Below are 23,822 nucleotides of genomic sequence, written 5' to 3' on the forward strand. Positions count from 1 at the left end.
CTGGGACGCCGTCCGACGCTACCCCCAGAGGTCCCGCGAGGGCGGGGCGATTTCCGAACCGGTGAACACCAGTCCCGGCTCCCGGTCGCGGGCTAGCAGCAAGGGACCGTCCAGGTCCACCACCTCGGCGCCCTGGGCCAGGATCATGGCGGGCGCCATGGCGAGCGAGGTGGCGACCATGCAGCCAGCCATCACCTGCAGGCCCATGGCGCGGGCCCCGGCCGCCAAGGCCAGGGCCTCGGTCAGGCCGCCGCACTTGTCGAGCTTGATGTTCACCGCCCCGTAGCGCCGCGCGCAGTCGGCCAGCTCGGCGCGGGTGTGCAGGCTCTCGTCGGCGCACAGCAGGACCGGGCAGTCGTAGCCTTCCAGCGCCGCGTCCTCGCCGGCCTGCAGGGGCTGCTCGATCAGCTCGACCCCCAGTTTCGCCAGCTCCGGCGCAAGCCGCCGCAGATCCTCGAACCCCAGCGCCTCGTTGGCGTCGACCACCAGCCGGCTCGCAGGCGCGGCCTCGCGGACCGCCGCGACCCGGTCGAAGTCCCCCGCGCCGCCGATCTTCAGCTTCAGCAACGGCCGGTGAGCCGCCGCCCGCGCCGCCGCGGCCATGGCGGCGGGCTCGTCCAGGCTGAGGGTGAAGCACGTCGTGACCGGCTCCAGCCCCCGGAGCCCCGCCAGCGCCCAGGCGGGCGTCCCCGTCAGCTTGGCCTCCAGGTCCCATAGAGCGCAGTCCAGGGCGTTGCGCGCGGCGCCGGCCGGCGCGAGATCCTGCAGGTCCTGCCGACTCGCGCCTCGCTCCATGGCGTCGCGCAGGGTCTCCGCGCTGGCCAGTTCGCCGGCCATGGTCTCGCCGTAACGGGCATAGGGCACCGCCTCGCCGCGGCCCACGACGCCATCCTGCTCGATCTGCGCCAGCAGCACATGGGCCTCGGTCTTCGCCCCACGGGCGATGACGAAGGCGTCGCGGGTCGGCCAACGCTCGTCGCGAAGGCTGAGCCGTCGCCTCAAGCCAGGTCGCCGACCGCGGCGTCGAACAGCAGATAGGTCCGGCCAGCCTCGGAACTGAGCAGGCTCGCCACCTGGAAGCCCTCATGGTCACGGCTCGCCGCGTCGTCGAGCAAGCCATGGTAGCGCGCCAGATAGGTCACCACCTGGCCCTTCAAAGCCTCGTCGGTGGCCAGTCGCCGCGCCAGGCGGCGGGTGGCGGCCGGCGCCAGGCGGCGTACGACCTCGCGGGCGCCGTCCAGGTCGCGGGCCTGGATGGCGGCGGCCAGTTCGTCGACGCGGCTGCGCGGCAGCAGGGCCGCAGGATCGATGCCCATGGCCCCGATCTCGCCGGCCAGGATGTCCTCGAGCGGCGCATGCTGCTGGGGCGTCTCGACATCTTGCTCATCGATGGCCGAGAGCAGGTCCTTCCAGGTCCAGCCATCGCCGCCCTGGCCGTCCCCGGTCCGCCCGCCGGCCTGTCCGAAGACCTGGCTGAACTCCGAGTCGGTGGCGGTTGGGGTGAGGCGCAGGCGTTGACGCAGGCTGGCCTGGGTGTCCGCCGCCTTCACCGGCTCGGTCAATTCCAGGTCGGGCTCCGCCTCCGCGACCACTTCCACCACGGGCGCGGGTTCGGTCACGGGCGGGGCGACCGCGACCGGCTCCGGTTCCGGCACGGGAGCCGGCGCGGCCTTGGGTTCGGGGCGCGCGAGCCGTTCGCGCAGGGTCGCGACCGGCGGAGGCATGGCGCTGGTGCTGGCCACCGCGCCCATCATCCGGACGGCTTCGCTCAGCATCTCGTAATTCCGCCGGACGCGCTCCTGGAACACCTCGTCGATGGCCTGGGTCTCGTCGGCCGTGCGCCGAGCGTGGTCCATCATGTCGTCGATGCTCTCGGCCACCGCCTTGCGGACCTGCTCGGCCTGGCCGCGCGCCGTGGCCGGCATCTGGGCCGCGCGGGCCTCCACCTCCACCAGCATGGCGGCGAGCTCGTCCAGCGTGGCGCGAGCGGTTCTGGCGCCCTCCTCCAGCTTACCGGCAGTCGCCGCACCGGCCTGTTCCACCATCTGGGTCGACTGTTCGATCAGGGCGCGGGCCTCGGCCAGCCGGGTCTCGAACACCTTGTTGGCCTGCTGGCCCGCGGTGAAGGCGGCCTCAGATAGCTGGTCCACCTGGTTGCGGGCGGTTTCGGCGTGGCGCTCGGCGGCCTGACGGGTCTCCTCGGCGGCGCGACCCAGGGCCTCGATGGTCACCCGGGTCTGCTCCTCCAGCCGCGCGCGCTCGGCGGCCGCGGCTTGGGAGACCGCCTCCATGGCATGCAGGGTCGACTGGCCGAATTCGTCGCGCTCGGCCCTGGCCTGCTCGGCCAGCTCTCGAAACTGCTCCGCCGCCTCGGTGATCATCTGGCGGAGGCTCTCGCCGCCCTTCACCGCCCGGTCGCCCATCTCCACGGTCGACAGCCGCGCCTGGCTGATGAATTCCGCCAGTTGCGCGGCGTGGCCCTCGGCCTGGACCGCGAAGGTTTCCTGGTCGCCGCGCAGGGCGTGCGCCGCGGTGACCAGGCCGGCCCGCTGTTCGGTGAGCCCGGTCTCCACGGCGCTGATCTGCTCGGCCACACCCAGGCCCGCGGTCTCCAGGCGCGCGATGTGGCGAGTGAGATCCTCGGCGGCGGTCCGTGCGGCGTCGCTAGTCTCGCCCGCGGCGGCGGCCAGGTCGGCGGCGCGGGCGGCGAGCGCCGCCTCGGCCTCGCGTAGCTGGGTCTCGGCCAGGTCGGAGGCCTCGGCCACCATGCGCGCCTGCTGGGTGATAGTGTCGGAGACCGCGGTGGCCTGGGCGTCGAGGGTCTTGGACAGGCCGCCCATCTCGTCGCGCTCACGGCCCAGGATCTCGGCGAGCTCGGCCGCGGTGCGGGCGGAGTTGGCGGCGGCCACCACCAGATGCTCGGTCTCCACAGCCAGGGCGTCGCGCAGGGCCACGAGGGTCTCGCGCGCCTCGTGCGCGGCCACGCCGGCCCGGGCGATCTCCTCGCGGATATTGGTCACGACGTCATAGGTCTGGGCGCCGGCGGCCAGGACCGGCGTCACCATCTCGTCGGCCAGCTGCTTGGCGCGGTGGGTCTCGGCGCTCAACTTCTGACCCTGGCGGACCATGTAGGCGGCCAGCCAGACGAACAGGGCCGGGCCAACCGCCATCAGGGCGAAGACGGTCAGGGCGAAGGGGTCATAGTCGAAGGGCGCGACCGCGCGCCGATAGCCCCAGGCGAAGGCGATGGGCGCCGCGGCCCACAGCACCGAGACCACGAAGGCGGCCAGGTAGATCGGCCAGCCCGACGGCGCGTCGGTCGCCGCGGCCTCGGGCGCCTGCGGTCGACGCGCCAAGGTCTGCGGCGAGGCGACGGCGACCTCGGCCTGCGGCGGAATCGGCGACAGCGGCGCGGCGGCCTGCGGCTCGGGGTCCCGAGTCGGCGGCAGGGGCGGCATGGCGAACAGCTCCTCCTCGGCGGAGATGTCCAGTTCAGGCATTTCGGCGAAGGCTCTGGACGGGGCCGGAGCCTCGTCATCTAGTGTTTGAAAATCAACAGGTTGGTGCCGCTTTTTAATCTTCATGGTCCGACTTCGGCGGCCTTCCCACACTGCGCGTCACCCCGAGTTCGCGCCTCGACGAAAGGATTACCGGCGAACCTCGTCGGCGCAAAGCGGCATCGGTGGGAATCTTGGCGGAAGGGTCGGATTGTCGCGGAACGCCGCGGGCCTAGGTCTTGATCACCATGGCGCGTTGTTCGGGGCAGTCCTTGATAGCGCCCGTCGCGGTCTTCGCGGGTTTTGCGGTGAGCTTCACCGAGGCCTTGGCGGCCGGCTTCGGCGCGGTGGTGCGCGCGATCGTCCGCTCTGCGGGCACGGGCTTCTCGACCTGGTGAGCCTCGAGCGGAACTCCGAAATGCGCATAGGCGACGGCGGAGGAATGCACCACCACGGCAGCGACGATCTCGGTCAAGGTCTGCATCGGAGCTCTCCCCGGTCGTCCGACACGATTCCGGCGAGCGGCGTTATACGATAAGCGCCGCCGTTGGACGATCCGGGGTAACATGAAATTTCGGTCATGTGACCTTGGCGCCTCGCCGCTCCTCAGGCGGCGAGATCGCGGAAGGCGGCGCCCTCGTGTCCCAACAGCCAGCGCTTGCGCTCGACACCGCCACCATAGCCCGTCAGGCTGCCGTCGCTGCCGATAACCCGATGGCAGGGCACGACGATCCCGATCGGGTTGGCCCCATTGGCCAGGCCCACCGCCCGGACGGCGGCCGGCCTGCCGATCCGCTCGGCCAGGATCTTGTAGCTCACGGTCTCGCCGGCCGGAATCGCGCGCAGGGCGGCCCAAACGCTCTTCTGAAACACCGTGCCGCCCGTGCGGCAGACCAGTCGGTCGATCTCGCCCAGGTCGCCGCCGAAATAGGCCGCGAAAGCCTCGGTGATCGCCTTGGGCGCGGCGCGGTCCGTCAGGGTCACCGGGCCGTTCTGCCGGCGCAGCAGCAGGTGCATCCGCGCCTCATGGCTGACCCAGTCGAAGACGCGCAGCGCGCCATCGGCGTCGAACACCACCAGCCCGACCCCGACCGGGGTGTCGATACGATCGAGGAACAGGGATTCAGGCGGCTTGGGCATGCTTGGTCTCCGAGGGATTCTTAGGATCGGCCGCCCAGAGATGCGAAGCCGCATAGGCCCGCCAGGGTCGCCAGCGCTCGGCCCGGATGAGCAGTTCGGCCGGGGTTGGCCGCACGCCGTCGGGGGTCTCCAGCGCCCGCATCAGGCCGATGTCGGCGCTGGGGAAGGCGTCGGGTTCGCGCAGGGCGCGCATGGCGATGTACTGAGCCGTCCATTCGCCGATGCCCGGCAAGGCGCGCAAGGCCGCCACGGCCTCGTCCAGGCTACGGCGGGTTCCGAACAGGTCCGGGTCGGCCGCGGCGGCCGCCGCCAGACCCACCAGGGCCCGACCGCGGGCGCGCGGCATGGCCAGGGTCTCGACATCCACCGTGGCCAGGCATTCCGGCGTCGGGAAGAACTGTGTGAGGCCCATCTGGTTGGCCGCCTCATCCAGCAAGGGCTCGCCATAGGCCGCGGAGATCTTGCCCGCCAACTGGCGCGCCGCATGGACCGTGATCTGTTGGCCCAGCACCGCGCGGACCGACAACTCGAACCCGTCCCACGCGCCCGGGGCCCGCAGGCCCGGCCGCGCCGCCACCAGCGGCGCTAGGTCGGGATCCTCGGAGAGATGCGCCTCGATGATCGCCGGGTCGGCGGCCAAGTCGAACACCCGGCGCACCTTGGCGATGATGGTGGGCCAAGCCTGGACCTTCGGGAACCGCAGTGTGACCTTCAAATAGGCCCCCTCGCCGGGCTCGACCATGACCACTCCGCGCGCATCTCCCACAGTCAGCGTGCGGGCGTAGCGTCCATTGGCGACCACCTCGACCCCGGGAATGGCCCGGGCGGTGAGGAAGGCCAGCATGGCTTGCCAGTCATATGGCGCGCGATAGGGCAGCTTGATCGTCGCGGCCCCTCCCTCGCCCGCGGCGATCTCGGCCCCGCCCAGCCGCCGCAGGGCGCCGGGCGGACGTCGGAAGAGCTGCTGGAAGGTCTCGTTGAACCGCCGCACGCTGCCGAAGCCAGCGGCCAGGGCCACCTCGGCCATGGGCAGGCGGGTCTCGTGCAGCAGCTGCTTGGCCAGCAGCACCCGCCGTGTCTGGGCCACCGCCACGGGCGAGGCGCCCACATGCTGCTGGAACAGCCGGCGAAGCTGACGCTCGCCTACCCCCAGCCGCCCGGCCAGGGCGTCGACGTCGCCGATGTCCATCGCCCCGGCCTCGATCAAGGCCAGGGCCCGCGAGACGGTGTTGGAAGTTCCGCGCCACGATCCCAGGTCGGGCGAGGTCTCGGGCCGACAGCGCAGGCAGGGTCGGAACCCCGCCTCCTGGGCCGCCGCGGCCGAGCGGTGGAAGGTCATGTTCTCGCGCTTGGGGGTCCGCGCCGGGCAGATCGGCCGGCAGTAAATCCCCGTGGTCTTCACGCCGCAGAAGATCCGTCCGTCGAACCGGGCGTCGCGGGTCTGAAAGGCGCGGTAGCAGGCGTCGTCATCCATATCCATGCCGGGAAGATGGGGTCGGCGGACACGAAAGTCTCGCGGTTTTCGGACATTGCCCGCCGAGGTTTCGCGGTTTTCGGACATCACCGTGGTCGCGGGCCACGTGACCGCTCCGCAGCAATTTCCTTGGGACGCTGTCAGTAAATCTCTATCGTCACGGTGGGTCGGGTCCCCTAATCCACCGCCAGGGCCAATCCGAGCGCCAGGTGGCGCGCGGACGTTTCGCGATTAGCGGCGGATATCCGCCCGAGGTTCATGTGCAAGGTTCAGCCCTGATGCAGGCGCAGGCGCCGGCGATCTCCACCGAGACCCTGACCCATCTCCAGCGCCTGGAGGCCGAGAGCATCCACATCATGCGCGAGGTGGCGGCTGAGGCCGAACGCCCGGTGATGCTCTATTCCATCGGCAAGGACTCGGCCGTGATGCTGCATCTGGCGGCCAAAGCCTTCTATCCCTCCAAGCCGCCTTTTCCCCTGCTGCACGTGGACACGACCTGGAAGTTCCGGGCCATGTACGAGATGCGCGAGCGCATGGCCAAGGAGCTGGGCTTCGAGCTGCTGGTCCACAAGAACCCCGAGGCCGTCGAGCGGAACATCAACCCGTTCGACCACGGCAGCGCGCTGCACACCGACATCTGGAAGACCGAGGGCCTGAAGCAGGCGCTCGACAAGTACGGCTTCGACGCGGCCTTCGGCGGCGCACGGCGCGATGAGGAGAAGTCCCGCGCCAAGGAACGCATCTTCTCGTTCCGCTCGGCCCAGCACCGCTGGGATCCCAAGAACCAGCGGCCGGAACTGTGGAAGCTCTACAACGCCCGCAAGAACCCCGGCGAGAGCGTCCGGGTGTTCCCGATCTCCAACTGGACCGAGCTGGACATCTGGCAATACATCCACCTGGAGAACATCCCCATCGTGCCGCTCTACTTCTCCGAAGTCCGGCCGGTGGTGGAGCGCGACGGCGCCCTGATCATGGTCGATGACGAGCGCATGCCCCTGCGTCCCGACGAGACCCCGGCGATGAAGTCGGTGCGGTTCCGCACCCTGGGCTGCTACCCGCTCACCGGCGCCGTCGAGAGCACGGCGGCCACCCTGCCCGAGATCATCCAGGAGATGCTGCTCACCACCACAAGCGAGCGCCAGGGCCGCATGATCGACCACGACCAGGCGGCCTCCATGGAGAAGAAGAAGCAGGAGGGCTATTTCTGATGGCTCACCAGTCCGATCTCATCGCCGCCGACATCGAGGCCTATCTGCTGGCCCACCAGCACAAGAGCCTGCTGCGCTTCCTCACTTGCGGCTCGGTGGACGACGGCAAGTCGACCCTGATCGGCCGCCTCCTCTACGACTCCAAGATGATCTTCGAGGACCAGCTCGCGGCTCTGGAAGCCGACAGCAAGAAGGTCGGCACCCAGGGCGGCGAGATCGATTTCGCCCTGCTGGTCGACGGCCTGGCCGCCGAGCGCGAGCAAGGCATCACCATTGACGTCGCCTACCGGTTCTTCTCCACCGACAAGCGCAAGTTCATCGTCGCCGACACCCCCGGCCACGAACAGTACACCCGCAACATGGTCACCGGCGCCTCGACCGCCGACGCCGCCGTCATCCTGATCGATGCGCGCCGCGGGGTGCTGACCCAGACGCGGCGCCACTCCTATCTCGTCAGCCTGCTCGGCATCCGCCACGTGGTCCTGGCGATCAACAAGATGGACCTGGTCGGCTGGAGCCAGGAGACCTACGACACGATCCTGGCCGAGTATCGGGCGTTCGCGGCCCAGATCGGCATCAAGGACTTCACCGCCATCCCCATGTCGGCGCTGAAGGGCGACAACATCACCGCCCAGAGCGACGCCGCCCCCTGGTACGATGGCCCGGCCCTGCTGCCACTGCTGGAGAGCCTGCCCGTCGAGGACGACCAGCGGGGGAAGCCCTTCCGCATGCCGGTCCAATGGGTCAACCGGCCCAATCTCGACTTCCGCGGCTTCTCGGGCTTCGTCTCGGCCGGCGTCATCCGGCCGGGCGACAAGATCAAGGCCCTGCCCTCCGGTCGCGAGAGCCTCATCGACCGCATCGTCACCAAGGACGGCGATCTGCCCGAGGCGGTAGCCGGCCAGTCGGTGACGCTCACCCTCACCGACGAGATCGACATCTCCCGCGGCGACGTCATCGCCGCCACCGCCTCGCCGCCGCCGGTCGCCGACCAGTTCGAGGCCACGGTGGTCTGGATGGACGATGAGGCCATGCTGCCGGGCCGTCCCTATCTCATGAAGCTGGGCGCCCGTACGGTCGCCGCCCAGATCACGGAGCCCAAGTACAAGGTCAATGTGAACACCCTTGAGCACCTGGCCGCCAAGCGGCTGGAGCTCAACGAGATCGGGGTCTGCAACCTCTCCCTCGACGCCCCCATCGCCTTCGACGCCTATGCCGACAACCACGATCTGGGCGGCTTCATCCTGATCGACCGGATCTCCAACCGCACGGTCGGGGCGGGCATGCTGCATTTCGCCCTGCGCCGCAGCCAGAACATCCACTGGCAGGCGCTCGACGTCGACAAGACCTCCCGCGCGGCGCAGAAGGGCCAGCGCGGGCGCGTAGTCTGGCTGACCGGCCTCTCGGGCTCGGGCAAATCGACCATCGCCAACCTGGTCGAGAAGCGCCTGCACGCCAACGGCCGCCACACCTCCCTGCTGGACGGCGACAATGTCCGCCATGGCCTGAACAAGGACCTGGGCTTCACCGACGAGGATCGGGTGGAGAACATCCGCCGGGTGGCCGAAGTGTCCAAACTGATGGTCGACGCCGGCCTGATCGTGCTGGTCTCGTTCATCTCGCCCTTCCGCGCCGAGCGGCGCATGGCGCGGGAGCTGCAGGCCGAGGGCGACTTCGTCGAGGTCTATGTGAACACCCCGCTGGAGGTCGCCGAGCAGCGCGACGTCAAGGGCCTCTACAAGAAGGCCCGCGCGGGGGAGCTGAAGAACTTCACCGGCATCGACAGTCCCTATGAAGCCCCGGAGCACCCGGAGATCGTGGTCGACACCACCGCCATGTCGCCGACCGAGGCGGCCGAGCGCATCGTCGCCTGGCTGGAGGGCGAACTCGACTACTCGATCTGAGCCAGCTCCGGGCCGGGGAAGAACCCCCGGAACGGCCGCGCCTCCTCGACCACGCGCGCGAACGACGGGCGGGCGCGCAGGCGCTTGTAGTAGGCCGCCAGCCGCGGGTGGGTCTGGGCGATGGGCTCCAGGGCGTCCGCATAGAACAGCGCCGGCGCGGCCGCGCAGTCGGCGAAGCTGAACACCCCGCCCAGTGCCCAGGGGCCCTCGCCGATCTGGTCGTCGAGGACGCCGTATGCGGTGCGCAGCATGCCGCGCCACAGGACGACGCCGGCCGGGTCCTTCGCGCCCTCCGGCCTCAGCCGGTCGCCGACGATCCGCTGCAGAGGGTCCTGAACATAGTTGTCGAACAGCCGGTCGAGCAGCCGCGCGCGCAGCCGCAGGGCCGGATCCTCCGGCAGCAGCCTGACCTTGCCTGGATAGAAGGTGTCCAGGTGCTCGATGACGATGCTGGCCTCGGGCAGGACGACGCCCCGCGCCGTGTCCTCCAGGACCGGCATCTTGCCCATCGGCCACAGGGCGTAGAACGCCGCCCGCCCGGCCTCGTCGCCCAGGTCGACGGGGACCGCCTCGAACGGCGTCTCGTTCTCGTAGAAGGCCATGATCGCCTTTTGGCAGTACGAGGCGAACGGGTGCTGGTGCAGGCGAAGGGTCATGTCACGCTCCTTTGCTTAAGGGACGACTTCACTAACGCCCCCCGCGCTCGCAGGCAAGATCACTGTAGCAACAACTAAACCGTCTGGCGCGGCCGGTCAGAACTCCAACACGATCTTGCCGAAGTGCTCGCCGGCGGCCATGGCCGCGAAGGCCGTCTTCGCCTCGGTCCAGGGAAAGACCTTGTCCACCACGGGCGAGATGCGGTGCAGCTCGATCGCCCGGCACATGGCCTCGAACATCTCGCGCGAGCCGACCGACAGGCCCTGCAGCCTCGCCGAATTGCCGATAAGGACGGCGGGATTGATGTCCCCCGCCCCGGCGACAACACCGATGACAGCGATGTGGCCGCCGATGCGGACGGCGCGCAGGCTCTGTTGGATGGTGCCGCCGCCGCCGACCTCCATGATGAAATCGGCGCCGTCGGGCGCGATCTCGCGGACCGCCCGGCCCCATTCCGGCGTGGTCTTGTAGTTGATCAGGTGGTCGGCGCCGAGCGCCCGCGCCCGCTCGAGCTTCTCGTCGGAGGACGAGGTGATGATCGTCCGGTAGCCGGCCGCCTTGGCGAACTGCAGGCCGAAGATCGACACCCCGCCCGTCCCCTGCAGCACCACCGTGTCGCCCGGCTCCAGATCGGCGTCCTCGAAGAGCCCGCGCCAGGCGGTCAGGGCCGCGCATGGTAGGGTCGCCACCTGCTGGTCCGTCAGGAAGTCGGGAACCTTGGAGACCCCCTCCTGGCTGAATACCGCCAGTTCGCGGCCCGCTCCGGGGATCGGAAAGCCCAGGGCCGACGACAGCTTTTCCAGCGTCGGACGCCCCGAGGTCCAGTTCTGGAAGAACAGGCTGGCCACCCGGTCTCCGACCGCAACCCGGTTCACCCCGGGACCGATCGCCTCGACGATCCCGCAGCCGTCGGAGAAGGGCGTGATCACGTCCTTCGTGTCGGTGGATCCGCGGCCGTACATGCCGTTGATCATCAGCAGGTCACGGAAGTTCAGCGACACCGTCTTCATACGGACCAGGACCTGGCCCGCCCCTGGCGTCGGATCGGGCAGCTCGGCGACCTTCAGATTGTCCGCGCCCCACGGCGCGGCGGCTTGCAAGGCCCGCATGGTTCGTCTCCCAGCATGTTCGCTGGGTCATAGTCGCGCCTTCGCCGGCGCCCGCAAGACTGTCCCCGCGTAAGCTCAGGCGTCCAGTCGCCGAACGCCGTAGAGCCGCAGGGCGCCGATCAGGCCCAGGCCCGACATGACGGCCATGGCGAGATAGCCCTTGGCCCCGACCGCGTCGAACAGCCAGCCTGAGCCGATGGTGGCCGCCCCCATCAGCAGGCCGCCGGACAGGGCCGAATTGATCGTCTGGGCGGCGGAGGCGTTGGCCGGGCTCGACAGCCGCTCCACGATCTGCAGCGAGGCCAGGAAGGTCGCCGCGTAGGTGAAGACGTGCAGGGCCTGCAGCGGGAACACCAGCCAGAGCGGGGGCGACAGCGACAGGATCGTCCACCGCGCCAGCGCCGCGACGCCCCCCATGACCAGCAGGTGTCGCGGTCCCACGCGGCGGCGCCACGGCTCCAGGAACCAGAGGAAGGCGACTTCGGCCGTCACCGCCACCCCCCACAAGATCCCCGTCAGGCTCTCGGGGATGGCCTGCTGTTTCCAGGCGAGCGTGGAGAACGAATAGTAGAAGGCGTGGGCCGACTGGATCAGGCCCGCCGAGATCACCGCCAGCATGAAGTCGCTGTCGCGCAGCAGATCCTTGAGGCCCGCGAACCGCTCGGAGAGCCGGCTCACAGCCCCGCCCTCGCGCACGGGATCGGGCGGCAACAGCGCACGGGCGCCCAGCGCCGCCAGCATCGCCGCCGCGGTGATCCAGACCACCACCAGCTCAGGCGAGAACCGGACGAGCAGCGCGCCCACCACGATGTTTGCGATGACGAAGGCCACCGAGCCGATCCCACGCGGCCAGCCGAAATTGAACCCGTCCAGCCGCGCTCGGGCGAAGGCGATGACATCGGTCAGCGGCGCGACGGTGGCGAACACGCTGGAGGCGAAGAACCAGACGCCGAACCACCAGGCGAAGCCGAACGGCGCGGCCAGCAGGCCGTAGGCGCCCGCCGAGGCCAGGGCCATCAGGATCAGGGGCGTACGCCGCAGCTTGAAGCTGTCGGCCCACATGGCCATGGCCGGCGCGGTCACCGCGCGCGCCAGCATGGGCGCCGAGAGGATCAGCCCGATCTCCGCCCCCGACAGGCCACGGCTGGCGAACCATACCGGGATATAGGGCGAACTTGCCCCGGTGCCGACGAACAGGGCGGCGTAGAACAGACCAAGGCGCACGGGCTGGTTCATGTCGCACGTGAGCTACCGCGAGTCGTCTGCGCCATTCTTGCGACATCTCCAAAGACTCGCGCGCATTGTCTTCCGCAACGCCCTCGACGCGTGCTAGCGCCAAGCTGCGATGTCCGAACCCTCCAGAGCCGCGCGCGTTTCCGAACTCCTCGAGGAGGTCGGCAAGCGTTCGGCGCGCAAGATCAAGGTCGCCCACGTGGTGGAGACCTTCGGGGACCGGGCCTTCGGCGCCCTGATGTTCATCTTCGCCGCCCCTCTGGTCCTGCCCATGCCCCCCGGGGTCTCGGCCGTGCTCGGCGCGCCGCTGATCTTCATCACCGCCCAGTGGATGCTGGGCCGCCGCACCCTGTGGCTGCCCAAGGCGCTGCTGGAGCGGGAGATGAGCATGACCGACTTCCGCGCGCTCGCCGCCAAGATGGCGCCCTATCTGGCGCGGATCGAGCGCGGTCTGCGGCCCCGGCTGACCTTCATGTACAATCCCGTCGGCGACCGGCTGGTGGGACTTCTCTGCTTCGGGCTGTCGCTGATCGTCTTCCTGCCGATCCCGTTTGGCAACATGCTGCCCTCATTCGCCATCGCCGCCTTCGCCATCGGCGGGGCCGAGCGCGACGGCCTGGCGGCGATCATCGGCTGGATCTTCGCGATCATCTCGATCGCGGTGCTGTGGATCTTCTCCAAGGCGATCCTGGCCGCGGTGATCGCCTTCTTCACCACCCTGGTCGGGATGTTCTAGGCGAGCGTGGCGGCGGAGGTCGCGAGCCCCTATGTGGCCTGCACAACCTCTGCCACTGGAGAACGCCTTGTCCCTGTCCCTCTACGACGCCTCGATCCCCGGCTACCTGCACATGCTGCGCAACCTGTCGGCCATGCTCGACAAGGCGCAGGCCCACGCCGAAGCCAACGGCGTTGCTCTCTCAACCCTCGCCGAGGCTCGGCTGGCGCCCGACATGCATTCGCTGATCGGCCAGATCCAGCTCGCCAGCGACGCGGCCAAGGGTGGCGGCGCCCGCTTGGCGGCCATCACCCCGCCCAGCTTCCGAGATGAGGAAACGAGCTATCCGCAGCTCAAGGAGCGGGTCGCCAAGACCATCACTTTCCTGGAAACCATCAAGCGCGAGCAGATCGACGGCGGCGAGGACCGCACCATCGAACTGAAATCCCCCGGCCGGACCATGACCTTCACGGCGACCGATTTCCTGTTGCGCTTTTCGCTGCCCAACTTCCTGTTCCACGTCACGACCGCCTACGGCGTCCTGCGCAATCAGGGCGTGCCGCTAGGCAAGATGGACTTCCTGGCCGGCGCCCAGCCGGTCTGATGTGCTCCTATCCCGCGCCTCATGGTTGCCGAGGCGCGGGGTCGGGGTAAGGTCTCGTTCGCTCGACAATGTGTGGGCGGAGGGAGACTGCGATGGACCGCACCAACAGCCGTGACCGAGCCCTGCGGGAACGCGCCCGCGCGGTGATCCCCGGCGGCATGTACGGCCACCAGGCCGTGGGCCTGCTGCCCGACGACTATCCGCAGTTCTTCGCCAAGGCCGAGGGCGCCCACATCTGGGACGTCGACGGCAATCGCTATCTGGACCTGATGTGCGCCTATGGGCCGAACCTGTTCGGCTACGCCAATCCCGAGATCGACGCGGCCTATGTCCGCCAGCTCAGCCTGGGCGACACCCTCACCGGCCCCACCGAGCTGATGGTACGGCTGGCCGAGGAGCTGACCGCCATGGTCACCCACGCGTCCTGGGCCATGTTCTGCAAGAACGGCACCGACGCCACCTCGATGGCCCTGGTCACCGCCCGCGCCCACACCCGGCGCAAGACCATCATCCGGGCCCGTGGCGCCTATCACGGGGCCGCGCCCTGGTGCACGCCCAGGCCCGCCGGGACGGTGGACAGCGACCGCGCCCACCAGCTGTTCTGCGACTACAACGACGTGGCCAGCCTCGAGGACGCCGTGGCCCGGGCCGGCGACGACCTGGCCGCCATCTTCGCCGCCCCCTTCAAGCACGACGCCTTCATCGACCAGGCCGCGCCGGATCCGGCCTATGCCCGGCGCGCGCGGGAGCTGTGCGACCAGACCGGCGCCCTGCTGATCGTCGACGACGTCCGCGCGGGACTGCGCATGGCGCGGGACTGCTCCTGGTCGCTGCTAGGAATCGAGCCCGACCTCTCCACCTGGGGCAAGTGCATCGCCAACGGCCACCCGATCTCGGCCCTGCTCGGCTCGGAGAAGGCCCGCACGGCCGCGGCCTCGATCTATGTCACCGGCTCCTTCTGGTTCCAGGCCGCCCCCATGGCCGCGGCGCTGGAGACCTTGCGCCTGGTCCGCGACACCGACTATCTGGAGCGCATTGAGGCCCTCGGCGACCGGCTGGCCAGCGGCCTGGTCGAACGCGCCGCCGCCGCGGGCTTTGGCCTGCGCTGCTCGGGTCCGACCCAGATGCCGCTCTACCTGTTCGACGACGACCCGGACCTGCGGAAAGGCTTCTGCTTCGTCAGCCAGATGCTGGCGCGCGGGGTCTACATGCATCCCTGGCACAACATGTTCCTCTGCGCGGCGATGACAGAGGCCGACATCGACCAGGCCCTGGAGGCCGCCGAGGGCGCCTTCGCGGTGCTGAAACGCGAGGCGGCGGGCCTGGCGCCCGTCGAGAAGCTCGCATTCCTTTCCGCCGGCCAGAGGTAGAGCGACATGCCGATCAGCGACTATTCCGAACACGACGGGCTCTCGCTCGCCGCCCTGGTGGCCAAGGGCGATGTGACGCCGCTGGAGCTCGTCGACGCCGCCATCGAGCGGATCGAGCGCCACAACCCGACGCTCAACGCCGTGGTCTACAAGGCCTATGACGAGGCCCGCGACGTGGCGAAAGGCCCCCTGCCGGACGGGCCGTTCCGGGGCGTGCCGTTCCTGATCAAGGACCTGGGCATGCCGGTGGCCGGCTGGCCGCGCAGCTATGGCAGCAAGTTCGCCGCCAGTGTGGTGGACACGGACGATGGCGACCTCACGGCGCGCTATCGGGCCGCCGGGGTCGTGCCGCTGGGCAAGACCAACACCCCGGAATACGGCATCACCGGCACGACCGAGGGCGCCCACCTCGGCGCCTGCCGCAATCCCTGGAACCCCAATCACATCTCGGGCGGATCCTCGGGCGGCGCGGCCTCGTCGGTGGCCGCCGGCATTGTGCCTTTGGCCCACGCCAGCGACGGCCTGGGCTCGATCCGCATCCCCGCGGCCTGCTGCGGCCTCGTGGGCCTGAAGGTCACCCGCGACCGCAATCCCAACGGTCCGGACGACACCGCCTACGCCATGGGCTTCACCGTCGACCATGTGGTGACCCGCACCGTGCGCGACAGCGCCGCCATGCTGGACGCCACCGGCACGCCCCGAGCCGACGCCCCCTTCGCCGCCCCGCCCAAGGAGCGGCCCTATGTCCAGGAGGTCGAGCGAAGCCCCGGCAAGCTGCGCATCGCCTGGTCGTCCGAGACCGCCTCGGGTCGGCCCATCGACCCGGAGATCCAGGCCGCCCTCGAACGCACCGCCGACCTGCTGAAGCGCCTGGGCCACGAGGTGGTGGAGAAGGGCCTCGGCATCGACTACCGCGCCCTCTACGCCGCGCGCGGACCGGTCTCGGGCGCCAATTTCGCCGCCGACATGGCGCGGCTGATCGAGCAGATCGGCCGCGAGCCCGAGCCCGACGAGCTGGAGCCCCTGACCTGGGCCTCGCTGAAGGGCGGGCGCAAGGTGACTGGGGAACAGGCCTGGCGCGGCTGGCAGGACCTGCGGGTGCTGAACCGCAAGACCCTGGCCTTCTTCGAGGACTGGGACGTCTATCTCTGCCCCGTCCTGGGCACGACCGTTCCCGAGGTCGGCCACATCGATCCGGTGAACCTGGAGCCGCGCGAGGTGAACCGCCGCCAGGGCGCGGCCTTCCCCTACACCCCGCCGTTCAACTTTTCGGGCCAGCCGTCCATGTCCCTGCCGCTCGAGATGTCCGCCAACGGATTGCCCATTGGCATGATGTTCACTGCCCGTTTCGCAGACGAGGCGACCCTCTTTCGCCTCGCCGCCCAACTGGAGAAGGAAGCGCCTTGGAAGGATCGCCGGCCCCAGGTATGGGGCTGAGATGATCTGGACCCGCCGCACCTGGATGACGCTGGCCGCGGTCGGCGGGTTCGTCGCCGTCGCCATCGGGGCTTTCGCCGCCCACGGGGTCTCCGATCCCAAGGCCCAGGAGTGGCTGCGCACCGGCTCGACCTATGGCTTCATGCACACCATGGCCACCTTCGCCTGCGCCACCTTCATGAACATCGGTGCGAAGGAGGCCCGGCGCGCTCCGGCCTTCTTCCTCGCCGGCATGGTGGTGTTCTCAGGCTCGCTCTACGTGATGGCCCTGGGCGGGCCGCGCTGGCTGGGCGCGGTGACGCCCATCGGAGGCCTGCTGTTCCTGATCGGCTGGGCGACCTTGGCCTGGGCCGCCCGGGACGTGGACCGAGCCTAGGCCCGCTTCGGCAGCGCCAGGAACCGCAGCGTCAGCGCCGATCCCACCAGGGCCGCCAGCATCACCAGGGCCATCGGCCGCGGCGTCCCGTCGTGCAAGGCGCCCGCCAGGCTCGCGGCCAGGGCGCCGACCCCGAACGAGGCCCCGCCGGTCAGGGCCGAGATCGATCCGGCCCGCTTCGGATCGACATTGAGCGCCCCGGCCACGGTGTTTCCCTGCATGAAGCCGTAGCTGCCCAGCAGCACGAACAGCAGCGGCAGCACGCTCCAGCGCTCGCCGAAGCCGGTGAGCACCGCGGCGGCGAGGGCCAGGGCCGCGGCGACGGCGACCACGCTAGCCCGCGCCAGCACCTCGTCCGGCGTCCAGCGCCGCAGGACGTAGCGATTGACCTGGCTGGCCCCGATCACCGCCGCGGCGTTGAGACCGAACACCCAGCCGAAGGCCGAGGGCGAGATGCCGTAGGTCACCATCAGCAGTTCCGGCGAGGCCGAGATGTAGGTGAACAGGGTGGCGCCGTTCAGGCTGCCGGCCAGGACGTATCCCACCAGCCGCGGCTGACGCAGCAGGGCGAGATAGGCCTGGAGGGGATTCTCCGAAGCGGCCTGGGCCGCGGTCTCATCCGAGCGGGACTCCTTCAACCGGAAGAAGGCGGCGGCGGCGCAGGCCAGGCCGAACAGGGCCAGCACCCAGAAATTCCACCGCCAGCCGCCGAGCGCCAGCAGCACCCCGCCCAGCAGCGGGGCGAGGATCGGCGCCAGGCCCATGATCAGCATCATCAGCGACAGCATCCGGGCCGTCTCGGTGTGGTTGAACTGGTCGCGGACGATGGCGCGCGACACCACCCCGCCGGCGCAGCCGCCCAGGGCCTGGACGAACCGCGCGACGATCAGCATCTCCGGCGAGGTCGCGAGCGCGCAGACGATCGAGGCGGCGATGAAGATCGCGATGCCCACCATGATTGGGGCGCGCCGGCCAAAACGGTCGGACGCCGGGCCATAGATGAACTGGCCGATAGCCATGCCGGCGAAGAAGGCGGCCACCGTCGCCTGGGTCTGCGACGCGCTGGCGCCCAGCGCAACGCCGATGGCCGGCAGGCTGGGCAAGTACATGTCGATGGACATCGGCGCGAAGGCGGTCAGCGCTCCCAGCAGGATCACCAGCCCCCAGGGCGTGGGTTCTTCGGCGGGGCGCGGGTCGGTCATGGCGTCCTTCTAGCGCGGTTCTCGTCACAGCCAAGCGGCGCTTGCCTTCCGCGCGAGGAAGCCTGCCAGTCTGCCCGAGAACCGTCAGGGAGCCGCCCATGTCCGCCCTCGCCCGCCAGATGCCCCCCGTCCAGCATGCCGCCGTCAACGGCGTCGACATGGCCTATTACGAGGTGGGGCCGCGAGGAAAAGGCGTGCCCATCGTCTTCTGCCACGGCTTCCCGGAAGTGGCCTTCTCCTGGCGCCACCAGCTCAAGGCCTGCGAGGCCGCCGGCCGCTGGGCCATCGCCCCCGACCAGCGCGGCTATGGCCTGACCTCGGCGCCGGAGGCGATCACGGACTACGATATGGAGCACCTGACCGGCGATCTCGTGGGTCTGCTGGACCACCTGGGGGTCGAGAAGGCGGTATTCGTCGGCCACGACTGGGGCGGCATCGTGGTCTGGGCCATGCCCCTGATGCATCCCGACCGGGTCGCCGGGATCGTCGGGCTCAACACCCCCTTCATGCGCCGCCCGCCCATGGATCCCATCGCCGGCATGCGGATGATGTTCGGGGAGGACATGTACATCGTCTGGTTCCAGAAGCCGGGCGTGGCCGACGCGGCGCTTGGCGCCGACGTCGACAAGACCATGCGTTTCTTCATGCGCACCCCGGCGGCCGTGGAGGCCGCGATCGGCGACGGGGCAGGATCCGGCCTGACCCTCTCCGGGCAGCCGACGCCCGAAACCCCGACCTTCGCGTTCGGCGACGCGCTCAAGGCCTGGGACAAGTCCGACACAGCCCACCAGCTGCTCAGCCCCGACGAACTGGCGGCCTTCGTGGAGTCCTTCGAACGCACCGGCTTCACCGGCGCGATCAACTGGTACCGCAACTTCACCCGCAACTGGGAGAAGTCGGCGACCCTCCCGACTCGAGTCGACGGCATCCCCTGCCTGATGATCATGGCCGAGAAGGACGTGGTGCTCTCCCCCGCGATGGCCGACGGCATGGAGGAGGTGATCGGCGACCTGGAAAAGGTCCTGGTCAGGGAATCCGGCCACTGGACGCAGCAGGAGAAGCCGGACGAGGTCAATCGCCTCATCCTGGACTGGATGGATCGCCGCTTCCCGCAGTAAACAGGGGGCATGGAACGCAACACGCCCTCGCCCGTCGTCTCGTCGTCCGCGCACAGGCGGGGTCTCTTCCGGGAGAATGAGCCCTACGCCCAGGGCTGGCTGGCCACCGGCGGCCCGCACGAGATCTTCTACGAGGAGTGCGGAACCCCCGACGGTAAGCCCTGCGTCATCCTGCACGGCGGCCCGGGCGGAGCGATCAACCCGACCATGCGGCGGTTCTTCGATCCGTCGAAATGGCGCATGGCGCTATTCGACCAGCGCGGCTGCGGCAAGTCGCGCCCCAACGCCAGCCTGGACGACAACACCACCTGGTCGCTGATCGAGGACATCGAGCGCCTGCGCGTCCATCTGGGCGTCGAGAAATGGACCGTGTTCGGCGGCTCCTGGGGCTCCACCCTCGCCCTGGCCTACGCCATCACCCATCCCGAGCGGGTCGACGGCCTGGTCCTGCGCGGCATCTTCCTGCTCACCGCGCGCGAGCTGAAGTGGTTCTACCAGGATGGCGCCTCGATCCTGTTCCCCGACGCCTGGGCCCGCTTCACCGCCCCGATCCCGGCCGCCGAGCGCGGCGACCTAATGGGCGCCTATCACCGCCGCCTGACCTCCACCGACCGCGCCGTCCAGGCCGAGGCCGCCGCCGCCTGGAGCCAGTGGGAGGGCGACACCATCTCCATCCGTGGACCGGAGGCTCGGCCCTCGAAGTTCAACGAGATCGACTTCGCCATCGCCTTCGCCCGGATCGAGTGCCACTTCTTCGCCAACCACGGCTTCTTCGATGGGGACGGCTGGATCCTGAAGAACATCGAAAAGATACGGAATATCCCTGGCTGGATCGTTCAGGGACGCTTCGATGTGGTCACGCCGATGGAAAGCGCCTGGGCGCTCAAGAGCGCCTGGCCGGAGGCGCGGTTCGACATCGTCTGGGACGCCGGCCACGCCTCGACCGAGCCCGGCATCGTCGACGGCCTGGTCCGGGCGACGGACCAAGCGCTGCGGGTCTAGAGCAGCGCGCCGCTGCCGCTGGTGACCTCGGAATAGCGGTGCACGCGCACGGCCTGGACCAGGCCGAAGCCGATCATCACCGTCACCATGACCGTGCCGCCATAGGACAGCATCGGCATCGGCACGCCCACCACCGGCGCCAGGCCCATCACCATGGCGCCGTTGATCAGCACATAGAGTGCGAAGGTGGCCGTCGTGCCGGCCGCCGCCAGCCGCCCGAAGTGGGAGTGGGAGATGGAGGCGATGCGCAGGGCCATGAAGATCACCGCCCCGTAGAGGAACAGCACCGAGATGCAGCCCAGGAATCCGAACTCCTCGGCCAGGGTGGCGAAGATGAAATCGGTCTGCTTCTCGGGCAGGAAGTTGAGCTGGCTCTGCGAACCCAGGCCGTAGCCCTTGCCGAAGAAGCCGCCCGAACCGAGCGCGATCTTCGACTGCATGATGTGATAGCCGGAGCCCGAAGGGTCGCTCTCGGGATCGAGGAAGGTCAGCACCCGCTTGCGCTGATAGTCGTGCAGCACGAACATCACCATCGGCGGCACAGCGGCGACCACGCTGATCACGCCCGCGGCGATCACCTTCCAGGACAACCCCGCCAGGACGACCATGGAGAGCCCGGTCATGGCGATCAGCATGGCTGTGCCGAGGTCGGGCTGGTGGGCCACCAGCACCACGGGCGCGGCGATCATCGCCAGCGGGATCAGCAGCCACCAGGAGAGCCGGGCGCTGTCGGCCGACATGCCGTGATAGAATCGGGCGAGCGCCAGCACGATGCCCAGCTTCATCACCTCCGACGGCTGGAAACTGAACGGGCCGAGCGCCAGCCACCGCTGGGCGCCCATCCGCACGTCGCCAACCGCCTCGACGGCCACCAGCAGCAGCAGTCCTACGCCATAGATGGGATAGGCCAGGGCCGACCAGACCCGCAGGTCCACCATGGCCAGCATGACCATCGCCAGGAAGCACAGGCCGAAGCGGATCAGGTGGTTGCCGGCCCACGGCTCCCAGGACGACCCGGCGATGGAGAACATCATCAGGGCGCCGGTCCCGGCGATCAGGCAGAGCGCGAGGGCGAACAGCCAGTCGATCTCGCTGAACTTGACGATGGCCCGGTCACGTTCGCCGGGCCGGGTCAGGGCGCTGACGGTCATGTGGGCTCTCCCGGCGGGGCCGGAGGTGGTGGGGTGACAATCGGGGCTTCGGGCGCCGCGCCCTCCATGATCACGCTTTCGGGGACCTCGGGCAGGGGCAGCGGCTTCTCGATCCGGGCCCGTAGTTCGGGGTCCTTCAGCAAGGCCACGCGCATCACCTCGCGGGCGCGGGGCGCGGCGGCGGTGGCGCCGCCCATTCCACCGTGCTCGATGATCACCGACAGGGCGTAGCGCGGATCGTCATATGGCGCGAAGGCGATGAACAGGTTGTGGTCCTTGAGCTTCCAGGTCACGCCGACACTGCTGCGCGAGGCCAGTTTGTCGAAGCTGCGGACCTGGGCCGTCCCGGTCTTGCCCGCCATCTTTATGTCGCCGAGGCCCAGCTGGCTCTGGCGGAAGGCGGTGCCACTCGTGTCGTTGGCCACGGCCTCCATGCCGCCGCGGACATATTTCAGGTGCTCGGCGGCGAACGGCAGATCGATCGCGGCGTCGCCGCGGGGCATCTCCACCCCGCCCACCGACTTGATGAGCCGCGGATTGAGCGCCTTCTTGCTGTTGGCCAGGCGCGCGGTCATCACCGCCAGCTGCAGGGCGTTCACCGCCACATAGCCTTGGCCGATCCCGTAGCTGACGGAGTCGCCCGGCTGCCAGACCGGTTCGCGCTTCACCGCCTTGCGCTTCCACTCGGTGGATCCGACCACGCCCTTCTTCTGGTTACCCGGAACGCCGATGTCGAAGGTCTGGCCGAAGCCCATGGCATGGGCGGCCTTGGCGATGTGGTCGGGGCCGATCTTCAGCGCCGTCTGGTAGAAATAGACGTCGCAGGAGTTCTTGATGGCGTCGTGCATGTTCTGCGAACCATGTCCGCCACGCTTCCAGCACCGCCAGGTGCGCCCGCCATAGTACCAGCCGCCCGAGCAGTTCACCCGCGCCTCGGGATCGATACCGGCCCCCAGGGCCGCCAGGGCCACCGTCGGCTTGAAAGTCGAGCCGGGCGGATAGGTGCCGTTCATGACCTTGTCGAGCAGCGGTTTGCGGTCGTAGAGGGCGAGCGCCCGGTACTCCGGACCCGACAGGCCACGCACGAACCGGTTGGCGTCGAAGCTGGGCGAAGAGGCCATGCACAGTAAGTCGCCGGTGCGGCAGTCCATGACGACGATCGCGCCGCTCTCGTCGCCCATCACCTCCAGTGCGCGGTTCTGGACATCGACGTCGAGGGTGAGCTGGATCTCCTTGCCGGGAATGGCGGCGATGTCGCCGCCCTCGTCCTGGCGGACCTCGCGGCCGTTGGCGTCCACCTCCACCTTGCGGGCTCCAGGCTTGCCCCTCAGGTCAAGATCGAACGCCTTTTCAACACCTTGGCGGCCGATCCTGAAGCCCGGATGCAGCAGGATGGGATCGGAGTTCGGTCCGGTGGGCGCTAGGTCCTCCTTGTTGACCTTGGCCACGTAACCGATCACGTGGGCGAAGGCGCCACCGTGCGGATAGACCCGCACCTCGCCCATGTCGGCGGTCACCCCGGGCAGTTCCGGCGCGCGGACATTGATCGCCGAGAACTCCTCCCAGCTCATGTCTTCCATGACCGAGACCGGCGAGCGCTTGGGCGCCCGGGCGATGTCCTTGGCCAGGCGCGCCTGACGCGCCTCGTCCAGCGGCACGAAGGCCGCCAGGGTCTTGAGCGTCGTCTTGGGGTCGAGGTCCTCCTCGCGGCTGACCAGCAGCCGGAAGTTGGGGCGGTTGGACGCGAGGATCGCGCCGTTGCGGTCGACGATCAGGCCGCGCGGCGCGGCCACCAGGCGGAAGTTGAACTGGTTGGAGGCCGAGAGCTTCTCGTAACGCTGGGTCTCGACGAGTTGCAGGTGGGCGAGCCGTCCGCCGAGCGCCGCCAGACCCAGCCCCGCGAAGCCGCCCAGCAGGAACGTCCGGCGATGGAAGACCCCCTGCCGTTCGTTCACCTCGGAGAAGAAGATCGACGGTTCGCTCATGGGTCCGATCCTAGCGGAATCGCACGTCGGCGTCCTCGAACCGGTCGATCAGGCGATCGGCGAACGGAAAGAGGACTACAGTGGCCAGGAACTGCCAGCCGACCGAGACCATGCTGGCCATGCCCCCGGCGTCGGCCATGGTGAACAGGTAGGCGGCGAGCTGGGTGATGGCGCAGCAGGCGCCGAACCAGACCCACATCATCAACCGGCTCTGCCCCACGATCAGGGTGCGTCCGGCCAGCACCGCGCCGTACCCGGTCAGCAGCGACAGGGCCCACAGGCCGACCGGCCCGCCCCAGAACAGGTCCAGGAACAGCCCCATGGCCAGGATTCCGAAGGGGGCCAGGATCGAAGGCCGGATCACCGCCCAGGCGAAGGCCGGGGCAAGCGCGAAGATCGGTTCCGGCAGCTGCAGCCCGAACACCCGGAAGGGGATGCCGAACAGCACCGTGAGCGCCAGGGCCTGCAGCATGGGCAGGCCCAGCCACATCACCGGGTTCAGGGGACGCGCGCCGGCCAGGCTCAAAACGGCACCTCCGGCGGAGGCGGCGTGGGCTCGGGCGTCGGGGCGGCGGCCGGCGGCGGGGTCGCGGGCGCGGCGCGGCGCGGCGCTGCGGGCCTCGGCGCGGCGGCCTTGGGC

Annotated in this window: 21 protein-coding genes; 9 read left to right on the top strand and 12 right to left on the bottom strand. The window is 69.4% G+C overall.

Going from position 1 to position 23,822, the window contains the following annotated elements; genetic code table 11:
* Nucleotides 1-18 precede the first annotated feature (18 nt).
* From dgcA to Q8Q88_RS14505, 5 genes are all read right to left on the bottom strand, one after another.
* On the bottom strand, nt 19-1,002 hold the full coding sequence (dgcA, locus tag Q8Q88_RS14485) for an N-acetyl-D-Glu racemase DgcA (RefSeq protein ID WP_305675894.1): 984 nt from the start codon (nt 1,000-1,002) through the stop codon (nt 19-21).
* Nucleotides 999-3,500, bottom strand: a complete 2,502-nt coding sequence (locus Q8Q88_RS14490; RefSeq protein WP_305675895.1) for a polar localization protein TipN — start codon at nt 3,498-3,500, stop codon at nt 999-1,001. Before Q8Q88_RS14490 ends, dgcA begins: the two co-directional genes overlap by 4 nt.
* A 229-nt stretch (nt 3,501-3,729) precedes the next feature.
* The gene (locus Q8Q88_RS14495; protein ID WP_305675896.1) at nt 3,730-3,972 is read right to left on the bottom strand and encodes a hypothetical protein; all 243 of its coding nucleotides are present in this window, start codon (nt 3,970-3,972) and stop codon (nt 3,730-3,732) included.
* A 131-nt stretch (nt 3,973-4,103) separates the two neighbouring features.
* On the bottom strand, nt 4,104-4,637 hold the full coding sequence (locus tag Q8Q88_RS14500) for a methylated-DNA--[protein]-cysteine S-methyltransferase (protein ID WP_305675897.1): 534 nt from the start codon (nt 4,635-4,637) through the stop codon (nt 4,104-4,106).
* Complete coding sequence (locus Q8Q88_RS14505) at nt 4,621-6,111, bottom strand: AlkA N-terminal domain-containing protein (RefSeq protein WP_305675898.1); 1,491 nt, start codon at nt 6,109-6,111, stop codon at nt 4,621-4,623. The genes Q8Q88_RS14500 and Q8Q88_RS14505 overlap by 17 nt, the downstream gene beginning before the upstream one ends.
* 278 nt (nt 6,112-6,389) lie before the next feature.
* On the opposite strand from Q8Q88_RS14505, the gene cysD reads away from it, so the two are divergent.
* Both cysD and cysN read left to right on the top strand, forming a co-directional pair.
* A complete protein-coding gene (gene cysD, locus Q8Q88_RS14510; RefSeq protein WP_305675913.1) occupies nt 6,390-7,319 on the top strand; it encodes a sulfate adenylyltransferase subunit CysD in 930 nt (309 codons plus the stop codon).
* Nucleotides 7,319-9,223 carry a sulfate adenylyltransferase subunit CysN gene (gene cysN, locus Q8Q88_RS14515; protein WP_305675899.1) on the top strand — a complete coding sequence of 635 codons (1,905 nt, stop codon included), beginning with the start codon at nt 7,319-7,321 and terminating at the stop codon, nt 9,221-9,223. The genes cysD and cysN overlap by 1 nt, the downstream gene beginning before the upstream one ends.
* Here cysN and Q8Q88_RS14520 read toward each other — a convergent pair.
* From Q8Q88_RS14520 to Q8Q88_RS14530, 3 genes are all read right to left on the bottom strand, one after another.
* Nucleotides 9,211-9,879, bottom strand: a complete 669-nt coding sequence (locus Q8Q88_RS14520; RefSeq protein WP_305675900.1) for a glutathione S-transferase family protein — start codon at nt 9,877-9,879, stop codon at nt 9,211-9,213. The two genes, cysN and Q8Q88_RS14520, sit on opposite strands and share 13 nt — an antisense overlap.
* Nucleotides 9,880-9,975: 96 nt before the next feature.
* A complete protein-coding gene (locus Q8Q88_RS14525; protein WP_305675901.1) occupies nt 9,976-10,989 on the bottom strand; it encodes an NAD(P)-dependent alcohol dehydrogenase in 1,014 nt (337 codons plus the stop codon).
* Between the two features lie 75 nt (nt 10,990-11,064).
* A complete protein-coding gene (locus tag Q8Q88_RS14530; RefSeq protein ID WP_305675902.1) occupies nt 11,065-12,225 on the bottom strand; it encodes an MFS transporter in 1,161 nt (386 codons plus the stop codon).
* 109 nt (nt 12,226-12,334) lie between these two features.
* On the opposite strand from Q8Q88_RS14530, the gene Q8Q88_RS14535 reads away from it, so the two are divergent.
* The 5 genes from Q8Q88_RS14535 (at nt 12,335) to Q8Q88_RS14555 (ending at nt 16,724) form a co-directional block, all read left to right on the top strand.
* A complete protein-coding gene (locus Q8Q88_RS14535) occupies nt 12,335-12,958 on the top strand; it encodes an exopolysaccharide biosynthesis protein (RefSeq protein WP_305675903.1) in 624 nt (207 codons plus the stop codon).
* Nucleotides 12,959-13,025: 67 nt separating this feature from the next.
* Complete coding sequence (locus tag Q8Q88_RS14540) at nt 13,026-13,541, top strand: DUF1993 family protein (RefSeq protein WP_305675904.1); 516 nt, start codon at nt 13,026-13,028, stop codon at nt 13,539-13,541.
* A 92-nt stretch (nt 13,542-13,633) separates the two neighbouring features.
* Nucleotides 13,634-14,911, top strand: a complete 1,278-nt coding sequence (locus tag Q8Q88_RS14545; protein ID WP_305675905.1) for an aminotransferase class III-fold pyridoxal phosphate-dependent enzyme — start codon at nt 13,634-13,636, stop codon at nt 14,909-14,911.
* Between the two features lie 6 nt (nt 14,912-14,917).
* Nucleotides 14,918-16,348: an amidase gene (locus Q8Q88_RS14550; RefSeq protein WP_305675906.1), complete on the top strand. Its 1,431-nt coding sequence runs from the start codon at nt 14,918-14,920 to the stop codon at nt 16,346-16,348.
* A 1-nt stretch (nt 16,349) separates the two neighbouring features.
* Complete coding sequence (locus Q8Q88_RS14555) at nt 16,350-16,724, top strand: DUF423 domain-containing protein (RefSeq protein WP_305675907.1); 375 nt, start codon at nt 16,350-16,352, stop codon at nt 16,722-16,724.
* Here Q8Q88_RS14555 and Q8Q88_RS14560 read toward each other — a convergent pair.
* Nucleotides 16,721-17,926, bottom strand: coding sequence for a multidrug effflux MFS transporter (locus tag Q8Q88_RS14560; RefSeq protein ID WP_305675908.1), 1,206 nt, complete (start codon nt 17,924-17,926; stop codon nt 16,721-16,723). The genes Q8Q88_RS14555 and Q8Q88_RS14560 overlap by 4 nt on opposite strands.
* A gap of 98 nt (nt 17,927-18,024) precedes the next feature.
* On the opposite strand from Q8Q88_RS14560, the gene Q8Q88_RS14565 reads away from it, so the two are divergent.
* Both Q8Q88_RS14565 and pip read left to right on the top strand, forming a co-directional pair.
* Nucleotides 18,025-19,044 (top strand): alpha/beta fold hydrolase, encoded by a 1,020-nt coding sequence (locus Q8Q88_RS14565; RefSeq protein WP_305675909.1) that lies wholly within the window; start codon nt 18,025-18,027, stop codon nt 19,042-19,044.
* Nucleotides 19,045-19,053: 9 nt separating this feature from the next.
* On the top strand, nt 19,054-20,046 hold the full coding sequence (gene pip, locus Q8Q88_RS14570) for a prolyl aminopeptidase (protein WP_305675910.1): 993 nt from the start codon (nt 19,054-19,056) through the stop codon (nt 20,044-20,046).
* On the opposite strand, the gene rodA is transcribed toward pip, so the two are convergent.
* The 3 genes from rodA to Q8Q88_RS14585 form a co-directional block, all read right to left on the bottom strand.
* On the bottom strand, nt 20,043-21,197 hold the full coding sequence (gene rodA, locus Q8Q88_RS14575) for a rod shape-determining protein RodA (RefSeq protein WP_305675911.1): 1,155 nt from the start codon (nt 21,195-21,197) through the stop codon (nt 20,043-20,045). The genes pip and rodA overlap by 4 nt on opposite strands.
* Complete coding sequence (gene mrdA, locus Q8Q88_RS14580; protein WP_305675912.1) at nt 21,194-23,182, bottom strand: penicillin-binding protein 2; 1,989 nt, start codon at nt 23,180-23,182, stop codon at nt 21,194-21,196. Before mrdA ends, rodA begins: the two co-directional genes overlap by 4 nt.
* A 10-nt stretch (nt 23,183-23,192) precedes the next feature.
* Nucleotides 23,193-23,822 (bottom strand): hypothetical protein (locus Q8Q88_RS14585; protein WP_371129866.1); only part of this gene is annotated, 630 nt, incomplete at its 5' end.

The organism is Phenylobacterium sp., assembly GCF_030697925.1.
GTDB lineage: Bacteria > Pseudomonadota > Alphaproteobacteria > Caulobacterales > Caulobacteraceae > Phenylobacterium.

Bases quoted from the DNA above. Each gene is read 5' to 3' on its own strand.
- cysN (WP_305675899.1), top strand. From the start codon at position 7,319: ATGGCTCACCAGTCCGATCTCATCGCCGCCGACATCGAGGCCTATCTG.
- Q8Q88_RS14530 (WP_305675902.1), bottom strand. From the start codon at position 12,225: ATGAACCAGCCCGTGCGCCTTGGTCTGTTCTACGCCGCCCTGTTCGTC.
- Q8Q88_RS14520 (WP_305675900.1), bottom strand. From the start codon at position 9,879: ATGACCCTTCGCCTGCACCAGCACCCGTTCGCCTCGTACTGCCAAAAG.
- mrdA (WP_305675912.1), bottom strand. From the start codon at position 23,182: ATGAGCGAACCGTCGATCTTCTTCTCCGAGGTGAACGAACGGCAGGGG.
- cysD (WP_305675913.1), top strand. From the start codon at position 6,390: ATGCAGGCGCAGGCGCCGGCGATCTCCACCGAGACCCTGACCCATCTC.
- Q8Q88_RS14490 (WP_305675895.1), bottom strand. From the start codon at position 3,500: ATGCCTGAACTGGACATCTCCGCCGAGGAGGAGCTGTTCGCCATGCCG.
- pip (WP_305675910.1), top strand. From the start codon at position 19,054: ATGGAACGCAACACGCCCTCGCCCGTCGTCTCGTCGTCCGCGCACAGG.
- Q8Q88_RS14555 (WP_305675907.1), top strand. From the start codon at position 16,350: ATGATCTGGACCCGCCGCACCTGGATGACGCTGGCCGCGGTCGGCGGG.
- Q8Q88_RS14545 (WP_305675905.1), top strand. From the start codon at position 13,634: ATGGACCGCACCAACAGCCGTGACCGAGCCCTGCGGGAACGCGCCCGC.
- Q8Q88_RS14560 (WP_305675908.1), bottom strand. From the start codon at position 17,926: ATGACCGACCCGCGCCCCGCCGAAGAACCCACGCCCTGGGGGCTGGTG.
- Q8Q88_RS14500 (WP_305675897.1), bottom strand. From the start codon at position 4,637: ATGCCCAAGCCGCCTGAATCCCTGTTCCTCGATCGTATCGACACCCCG.
- Q8Q88_RS14535 (WP_305675903.1), top strand. From the start codon at position 12,335: ATGTCCGAACCCTCCAGAGCCGCGCGCGTTTCCGAACTCCTCGAGGAG.
- Q8Q88_RS14505 (WP_305675898.1), bottom strand. From the start codon at position 6,111: ATGGATGACGACGCCTGCTACCGCGCCTTTCAGACCCGCGACGCCCGG.
- rodA (WP_305675911.1), bottom strand. From the start codon at position 21,197: ATGACCGTCAGCGCCCTGACCCGGCCCGGCGAACGTGACCGGGCCATC.
- Q8Q88_RS14550 (WP_305675906.1), top strand. From the start codon at position 14,918: ATGCCGATCAGCGACTATTCCGAACACGACGGGCTCTCGCTCGCCGCC.
- Q8Q88_RS14565 (WP_305675909.1), top strand. From the start codon at position 18,025: ATGTCCGCCCTCGCCCGCCAGATGCCCCCCGTCCAGCATGCCGCCGTC.
- Q8Q88_RS14525 (WP_305675901.1), bottom strand. From the start codon at position 10,989: ATGCGGGCCTTGCAAGCCGCCGCGCCGTGGGGCGCGGACAATCTGAAG.